The sequence below is a fragment of the Celerinatantimonas sediminis genome (assembly GCF_046054195.1).
GTDB lineage: Bacteria > Pseudomonadota > Gammaproteobacteria > Enterobacterales > Celerinatantimonadaceae > Celerinatantimonas.
Genome location: NZ_JBEQCS010000017.1, coordinates 97504 through 105328 on the forward strand (window position 1 = coordinate 97504; position 7825 = coordinate 105328).

Annotated in this window: 9 protein-coding genes; 6 read left to right on the forward strand and 3 right to left on the reverse strand. The window is 43.8% G+C overall.

Annotation, left to right across the window (positions count from 1 at the left end; all coding sequences use genetic code 11):
• Positions 1 to 84: 84 nt before the first annotated feature.
• The 4 genes from ABTQ23_RS16985 (at position 85) to ABTQ23_RS17000 (ending at position 2470) form a co-directional block, all read left to right on the forward strand.
• The gene (locus tag ABTQ23_RS16985; protein ID WP_408616944.1) at positions 85 to 714 is read left to right on the forward strand and encodes an RraA family protein; all 630 of its coding nucleotides are present in this window, start codon (positions 85 to 87) and stop codon (positions 712 to 714) included.
• A gap of 212 nt (positions 715 to 926) precedes the next feature.
• Positions 927 to 1343, forward strand: coding sequence for a RidA family protein (locus ABTQ23_RS16990; RefSeq protein WP_408616945.1), 417 nt, complete (start codon positions 927 to 929; stop codon positions 1341 to 1343).
• Between the two features lie 54 nt (positions 1344 to 1397).
• Complete coding sequence (locus tag ABTQ23_RS16995) at positions 1398 to 2021, forward strand: glutathione S-transferase (protein WP_408616946.1); 624 nt, start codon at positions 1398 to 1400, stop codon at positions 2019 to 2021.
• An 11-nt stretch (positions 2022 to 2032) separates the two neighbouring features.
• On the forward strand, positions 2033 to 2470 hold the full coding sequence (locus tag ABTQ23_RS17000; protein ID WP_408616947.1) for a type II 3-dehydroquinate dehydratase: 438 nt from the start codon (positions 2033 to 2035) through the stop codon (positions 2468 to 2470).
• Between the two features lie 34 nt (positions 2471 to 2504).
• Here ABTQ23_RS17000 and ABTQ23_RS17005 read toward each other — a convergent pair whose 3' ends face one another.
• Positions 2505 to 3476, reverse strand: coding sequence for a LysR substrate-binding domain-containing protein (locus ABTQ23_RS17005; protein ID WP_408616948.1), 972 nt, complete (start codon positions 3474 to 3476; stop codon positions 2505 to 2507).
• Positions 3477 to 3962: 486 nt separating this feature from the next.
• Between ABTQ23_RS17005 and ABTQ23_RS17010 the strand changes: the two genes are divergently transcribed.
• The gene (locus ABTQ23_RS17010; protein ID WP_408616949.1) at positions 3963 to 5225 is read left to right on the forward strand and encodes a flavin-containing monooxygenase; all 1263 of its coding nucleotides are present in this window, start codon (positions 3963 to 3965) and stop codon (positions 5223 to 5225) included.
• A 99-nt stretch (positions 5226 to 5324) separates the two neighbouring features.
• Here ABTQ23_RS17010 and ABTQ23_RS17015 read toward each other — a convergent pair whose 3' ends face one another.
• Positions 5325 to 6182 carry a LysR substrate-binding domain-containing protein gene (locus ABTQ23_RS17015; protein WP_408616950.1) on the reverse strand — a complete coding sequence of 286 codons (858 nt, stop codon included), beginning with the start codon at positions 6180 to 6182 and terminating at the stop codon, positions 5325 to 5327.
• Between the two features lie 133 nt (positions 6183 to 6315).
• Here ABTQ23_RS17015 and ABTQ23_RS17020 point away from each other — a divergent pair, with 133 nt between their 5' ends.
• The gene (locus tag ABTQ23_RS17020) at positions 6316 to 6918 is read left to right on the forward strand and encodes a LysE family translocator (protein ID WP_408616951.1); all 603 of its coding nucleotides are present in this window, start codon (positions 6316 to 6318) and stop codon (positions 6916 to 6918) included.
• Between the two features lie 460 nt (positions 6919 to 7378).
• Here ABTQ23_RS17020 and ABTQ23_RS17025 read toward each other — a convergent pair whose 3' ends face one another.
• A complete protein-coding gene (locus tag ABTQ23_RS17025) occupies positions 7379 to 7759 on the reverse strand; it encodes a hypothetical protein (RefSeq protein WP_408616952.1) in 381 nt (126 codons plus the stop codon).
• Between the last annotated feature and the right edge of the window lie 66 nt (positions 7760 to 7825).

The following is a 7825-nucleotide window of genomic DNA, read 5'->3' on the forward strand; positions in this document are numbered from 1 at the left end:
TACTTTAAAGCCGCTTTGCCCAAAGCAATAACAACACAACATCTCATTTTTGAAGCGATTAATAATACAGGTGACTTAAACACAATGATTGATCTCAACTCTTTTGCCGAATTTTCAACATGCGACTACGGTGATGTTCTGCCTGAAGGCTCCTATATGGACTGTGGAATCAAAGCCTTATGGTCTGGTGGCCCTCGTTTGGTCGGAACGGCTTATACCGTCAAATGTGATCCAGGCGACAACCTGATGGTCCATGCCGCAATTTATCAAGCCCCAGCCGGTTCAGTGTTGGTGATTAATGGCGGCGATAACAATTTTGCGGTTGCTGGCGGGCATGTCTGCGCAGCGGCAGCAGAGCGCGGCATCAGAGGATTTATCATTGATGGCGTAATTCGTGATGTGGTCGAAATCGAAGAGATGGGATTTGCTGTCTATGCCCGTGGCAATGTTCCTAAACCGGGTCGAAAAGAAAAACTTGGTGAAGTTGAGCAGCCGATCACTTGCGGTGGAATTACCGTTAACAACGGCGATATTGTGATCGCCGATGAAGAGGGCATTGTGGCGTTTGATAGTAATCAGGCCGAGGAGATCTTAGCCAAAGCCAAAGAAGCTGCTATTGAAGGGAATATGCCACTGGCTGAGTGGAAAGTTGGGCATTATAAAAAAATATCAGCTTTAGTGGCATCGCTAACCAAACAAGCTGAGCAAAAATAATCAGCTCTTTTTAAAATTACACTTCTGTGAAATCGGCCATGTTCTTTCATCAGCGCATGGCTGATTGAGTCTCATTAAATCCTCATCTCGCTTTCATTAGTAGAGTTCTCAGCGATTCGTTTTTTCCAAATCATTAACCCATTAATTTGTGATTTATTCGCGCTGTTGCGCATGTGAGTCTTAACTAAATTTTTGTGCCGATAGGACGCATTATGCCGACTCATACCCGTATTCGTATGTTTAACACGAAAGAAACTTACCCCAATCAAAGTTTAGATAATGATCTTTGTCAGGCTGTTCGAGCTGGAAATACTGTCTATGTCAGAGGACAAATCGGAACCGATTTTGCGGGCAACTTAGTCGGGTTAGGTAATCCTCAGGCGCAAGCTGAGCAGGCGATGAAAAACGTAAAGCAGCTTTTAGAAGAGGCCGGCTCTAGTCTTTCTCATATCGTAAAAACCACCACATACATAACTGATCCTCGTTATCGCGAAGCTGTTTATGTGGAGGTTGGTAAATGGCTTAAAGGTGTTTTTCCCATCTCCACAGGGATTGTGGTCGCAGGATTAGCACAGCCTGAATGGCTCATGGAAATAGACGTTATTGCTGTGATCCCTGATGAAGATTAAGCCTATATTTGGTTTGTTTCATGAGCACTCATATTCATTAAAAGGAGAGCCCTAATGTATCAGCTGTATTATGCTTTAACCTCTGCTTATGTTCGCAAAGTCATGGTGAGCGCCTATTGCTTAGGAATCACTGAGCAAATTGAAAAGCTTGATTGTGCCGCTCATCCCATTCATCGAGACCAGCGCATTGCTTCATTCAATCCACTGGCAAAAATTCCGGCCATGGCAACCCCCACAGGTTTGATGCTCTATGACAGCCGGGTCATTTGTGAGTATTTAAATCACGAGCATCACGGGTCACTTTTCCCTGAATCGGGCCAAGAGCGCTGGCGTGCGCTTAGTCAACAATCACTCGGTGATGGTTTAGTAGATGCCGCGCTTTTAGCCCGTTATGAGAAAACCGCTCGTCCAGACGATAAGCAATGGGATGGCTGGATTGATGCGCAATTAGTGAAGGTTGATGCAGCGGTTAAGGAGATTGAAGCTCAAGTAGCTGCCAGTCCATTTAATGTTGAGCCTAAAACCATCGGTTTAATCAGCATTGGCTGCGCGCTGGGATATCTGGATTTTCGTTATCCAGACATAGACTGGCGGCAGAGCGCACCAAACGCAGCCGACTGGTTTGATGAATTTAAGCGCCATCCTGCGATGAGCACGACATTACCGGTAGATCATTAGGAGATCAGTTGATGACGAAAACAGTGTTTTTTCTAAATGGGCCCAATGCCAATCTCTATGGACTGGATGATAAAGGAACCTATGGCAGCGATAGTTTTGAAAGCATCCAACAGCAGTGTCTTGAACATGCCAAAAGCCTTGGTTTGACCCTCGATTTTCGCCAATCGAATCATGAAGGCGTGCTCGTTGATTGGATCCAAGAAGCGCGATTAAGCGCCGATGCGATTGTAATTAATGCCGCCGGATTGACGTATAGCTCCGTACCCATTTTGGATGCTTTGTTGGCATTTAATGGTCCGATTATCGAAGCGCACATGAGTAATATCTGGCAGCGGGAGCCATTTCGTCATCACTCATATATCTCTAAAGCGGCAACCGGAGTGATTGCCGGATTAGGTGTGACAGGCTATCGTTTGGCGTTGAGTGCCGTTAGTGAGTTGCTAAAGTAGCCGTCTTACTTGCTGGCGGGCACTCATGGCTGCACTAGCCCGTTTTTAGCAGCGGCACAATATGCGGGTCATAAAAACTCGGTGCCGCCATGCCAGGAATATATTGGTTTGAGATAAACATTTCGCAGCGCTGGGCAAATGCGCTAATCACTCGAGTTTTATGCGTGTGTTTAGCGCAGACATAGCCAAGGCTGAGCGCTTGGTTCTCACCTGATAAACGAAGGCTTCTTAAACGCTTACCATCTTGCGATAGATTCGCCTTAGGCCGTACGTTATTAAGGCTGTAGCCAATGCCATTGGCAACCATGGTGCGAATGACTTCGCTATTGCGGCTTTTCATTACAATTTCTGGAGTGACACCCGCATTGCGATACAAGCTTAAGAAATATTCTCGGCTGTATGGGATATCGAGCAAAATAGCAGGATACGGCTCTAAATCTTTTAAGGTTACAGCGCTTTGCTCAGCTAACGGGTGATTTTCGCCAACCATCACATACGGGGGTAGCTCAGCAAGCGGCGTAAATTCAAGATCGTTAAAGGTGGTAAGATCGTAGCTTAATGCGATATCTATCTCAGCGGTTTTAAGCTTATTGAGTAAGTCTTCATGGTTACCTTCAACGAGCGATACGCTCACCCCTGGAAACGCTTTGCCAAAGCCATAAATTAGCTCAGGCGATAGCATCGGTGCTAATGTTTCCATACAGCCAATGCGAATGGGACCTCTGACACTATTGAGTGATTCTGAAGCGATGGTATAGAGATTATTCATCTGCTCGATAATGAGTTTTGCCTCTGTCATCACTTGTTGTCCGACAGGGGTGAGAGTTATCCCTTGAGCGTGATGGCGGACAAACAACTGAGCCCCTAATTCTGCCTCGATGTGGGTAATAGCAGCTGAAATAGATGAGGATGATACAAAGATATTCTCTGATGCCCCCAAGATACTTCCGGCCTCTCCTGAGGCAATAAAATATTCTAACTGCCGCTGTGTGATTCGACTGAGCATATTAATACCTTCGCTTTATTGTTCTTTTAACCGAACTTGGATAACGAATAATTAGCAAAAGTTATGCCTAATGTTCTTATTCTATTTATAAAATGTTATCGATATGTTTACTGGGCGATCACTCAAGCAACTCTTTTGATTCACTTCAGCATTGCTTGTTAAATTGCATTTTTAATTGACCTGTTTTGCCCTGTTATGGGGCGGTTTGATTCGAAAATGAGCACATTATGCACTTTTCCAAGATAAGCCCGAGAGATTGTCTTTAGGGGCTCATGTGTGTTCTGTTTTTATTTGAAAATACAATTTAACTGATTGTTATGTAAGTAGTTTCTTTTTTCCTAAGCGATGGGTTCGAAAATTATGATGTGCAATGAAGGACGCTTTGCTCAAACTTTGTGAATAGGCTAATTCAATCGTTATGCTTCTGCTTAAGTGATGCAAGGTCGCTAATCACTATCAGTAGCTCATCTTTTTAGGAAAAGAAAAATGACAGCAAAGAAAATCAATACTGTAGTCATTGGTGCCGGTCAGGCGGGCATCGCAATGAGCGAGCACCTTAGCGCTATGGATGTTCCGCACATTGTTCTAGAACGTAGCCGGATTGCCGAGCGCTGGCGCTCTGAGCGTTGGGATTCATTAGTTGCCAATGGCCCTGCTTGGCATGACCGTTTTCCTAATTTGAAGTTTACCAATACGTGCCAGGAATCTTTTCCCCCAAAAGAGCGCGTTGCCGATTATTTTGAAGAGTACGCAAAAATGGTCAAAGCCCCGATTCGAACGGGGGTGAATGTCATCAGTGTTGAGCCAAATCAGGGGCGACTTGGCTTTTGCGTGACCACCTCAGATGGTGTTTATGATGCAGCTAACGTGGTTGCCGCAACCGGGCCGTTTCAAAAACCAGCGTATCCGGACATTATTCCAGCCGATAGCGAGTTGATGCAGCTGCACTCATCGGCTTATAAAAATCCCGAGCAGCTTCCTGAAGGTGGCGTGCTGGTAGTAGGCGCGGGTGCATCGGGCTCGCAAATCGCCCAAGAGCTTCGAAAAGCAGGCAAAGAGGTTTACCTTTCGATTGGTCAACACTATCGACCACCGCGCTCTTATCGTGGCCGCGATTATGTTTGGTGGCTTGGCGCTTTGGGTTTGTGGGATGAGATTAAAGACCCTAAACAGCAGCATGTTGCCTTTGCTGCAAGCGGTTATGATGGCGGACAAACCGTGGACTTTCGCGCCTTAGGCCACATGGGGATCACCTTGGTCGGCTCGACCAAAGGCTGTGACAATGGTGTTGTCGAATTTAAACCGGGGCTTGCTGAAAATATTGCTCAAGGGGACAAAGGCTATTTTGATGTATTGCGTGATGCCGATAAATACATTGAGCAACATGGCCTAGATTTGCCACCTGAACCTTCCGCTTGGGAGCTATTAAGCGATCCAACGTGCATTACTCAGCCGATATTAAGCCTTGATCTTAAAGAAGCTGGGATCACCTCTATCTTGTGGGCAACAGGTTTTAAATTCGATTTTAGTTGGTTAAAAGTAGACGCATTTGATAAGAGCGGGGCACCGTTTCAAAAACGAGGCATTTCAGTGCAGCGTGGCATCTACTTTTTAGGTTTACCAAACTTGGTCAATCGCGCCTCATCTTTTATCTATGGTGTCTGGCATGATGCGAAATACATCGCTGATCATATTGTCGTGCAAAACGGTTATACCGATTATGTCAAAGACGAAGATGCGATGAATTGATAGCAGCTTTTAGTTAAGTCGGAATAAAAAGCGGAGGATTGGCAAAACAATCTCCGCTTTTTATATTTTTTAGGAAAAAGGCAGCAGCTTAGCAAGCCATTATTTTACCGAGGTAAATGCATTTCTAATCTGCAGTGATAGCTCATTTGCAGCTTTTGAGAGCGGTGTCTTCGCTTGGTAAAAATTTACTGAGAAAGACGGCAGTGGCGGCATATAACTGTCAAAAGCTAGAACCTCAAGATCGTCAGGGACGGTTGAAGCTAAGCAAGCCGTGATGGCTAAATCGCAGCGAACCGTTGCTCTGGTTGCATCAAAACTGCCGCTTTCAAAAATAGTTCGCCAACTCAGTGAGTGATCTGCCAGAGCCTGAAGTACGATGGGTCTAAAGGCGCATGTATCGGAGACGATTGATATCGGTACCGGCCTTTTTAAATGGGCTTTGCCAGCTTTGGCTCCGACCCAAACCAGCCGGTCAATTAATAGGCTCTGTGCATTAGCTTGTGTGAGAGGTTCTTCTATCAGCGCTAAATCAATAGAACTGTTTTCAATGGCTTTTTTTAATTCAAGAGATGGCAGACAGAGTAATTCAATTTCGACCAGAGGGTATTCTTTGGTAAATTCCTTTAAAACTGGCGGCAAAATTGTACTGACCAAATCATAAGATGCCCCCAATTTGATTATTCCCATAACAGGTTTATCGGTTACTTCAGCCCAAAGTTCATCATTAAACGTAATGAGTTTCCTTGCTTTGACCAGCAGGCGTTCGGCTTGATTGGTGAGATGCAACGTGCGATTTTTACGCACGAACAGTTGCCCCGTTTGTTGTTCTAGGCGAGATACTTGCTGACTTACAGCGCTTTGTGTCATGTGTAGGGCGTTTGCTGCAACGGTCATGTTGTTGCAATCAGCGACAGTGACGAACGTACGTAATAAACCAATATCAAGATTCCGACTCATCTACATGTTCTCAAGCAATGAATAGATAACTATTATAAGTCGTAATGGATAATGCATTAAATATTAATTTTTCTTATGTGTAGTGCTTCGATACAGTCTCTGTCATCTACTTTAAGAATGCTGAGCTGTAAGTATGTATGTCACACTTTATCTATCTTTAGTTGTGTTTGTGATTGTTTCGACAATCTCACCTGGGGGCGCCACTACACTTGCAACCGCATCGGGAGCACATTTTGGATTTAAACGCACCATCCCTTTTATGATTGGTATTGCATTGGGTCTTGCAACGATGGGAGCTTCATCCGCGATTGGGCTCGGTAGCATTCTAATTGCGATGCCATCATTGAAATGGTTCATGAAGATTGTTGGCAGTTTATATTTACTATGGCTTGCATGGAAAACAATGCAGTTAGGCTCACCACAATTATCACGGAATCTTTATAAACCTACGGGGGTTATGGGTGCAATATTTTTGGTTTGGCACAATCCTAAAGGGTGGGTAATGGCTTTAAGCGCCGCTGCATCTTTTGCTGATTTAACCCATAGTCCAATTATTCTAGGCGCTATAATCGGCACTTTTTTTTGCATCGCTGCATTATTCTCGCTTTCGTTTTGGTGCTCTTTAGGGTTGCTATTATCCAAGTGTATGAAAAGCGATAAACAGTGGAACATTTTTAACTTTGCGCTTGGCGCGATGCTGGCGCTTTCAATGGTGCCGATGTGGTTGTATGAATAGCTAAAAATTGCCCCTACATATTTGGTGATTGGGAATGCGCAAAACAAATGGCAACTCAAATGAAAGGCTGAATTATTAGTTAATTATTCAATAACAACTAATGCAAAGAAAAAGGATAAGGTTGCTCTCTATAACTATTTGGCGGATTTTAACTAAACAGTGACGAAATGATTTCAACTAGTTTTTTTATCCGAATATTTCGATAACTATCAGGATGAACAACTAGCCATATATCTTTCACGGCTATGCAATTGCTCATAATCTGGATTACATCAGGGTAATTACATGCGACGAGGTCTTTAGAAATTACACCAATTCCAAGACCTTTTCCAGAATAAGTCCAAGGAGTGGACGATTCCCATCAGAAACTGGCGTCAGGTCTTAAACCGTTTTATGACTATGTTTGAAGACAGACTATATGTAACTCGACAGTTAGTTACACAGAATTATTTATAGTCTCTCATGTATCCGTCGAATATGAGTCTTCTCCAACTGTTTTGTTAGCAAAATCTGCTACCTTAACTTCATAATCTACGTAGCAGTCTAACTGGTGTGGTTCTACCTGATTAGATGTAGGTAATTCGTAACTAATTACTTGACCTTTGTTATCTTTACGTGCTCTTCTATAGATAAAAAACTCTGCATATTTATTTGGTGATACACCTTCAAAGTTTTTCAGCACTAATTTATCATTAGTTGGGCTATCTGTTTGGCTGATTGCGTCACTATGTAAATCGAGTGCTAGGCTTTTTTCGTATGGTTCAATGTAAACAACATGCGTAATGCCTGCAGCTACGATATGTCTAGCGCAGTTGTGACAAGGAAAGGTGTGAATCGCCACTACTTCACTAGACGACTTTTAGCCTCATTAAAATATTGACGCTCATACTCTAACGGCGATAGCCCA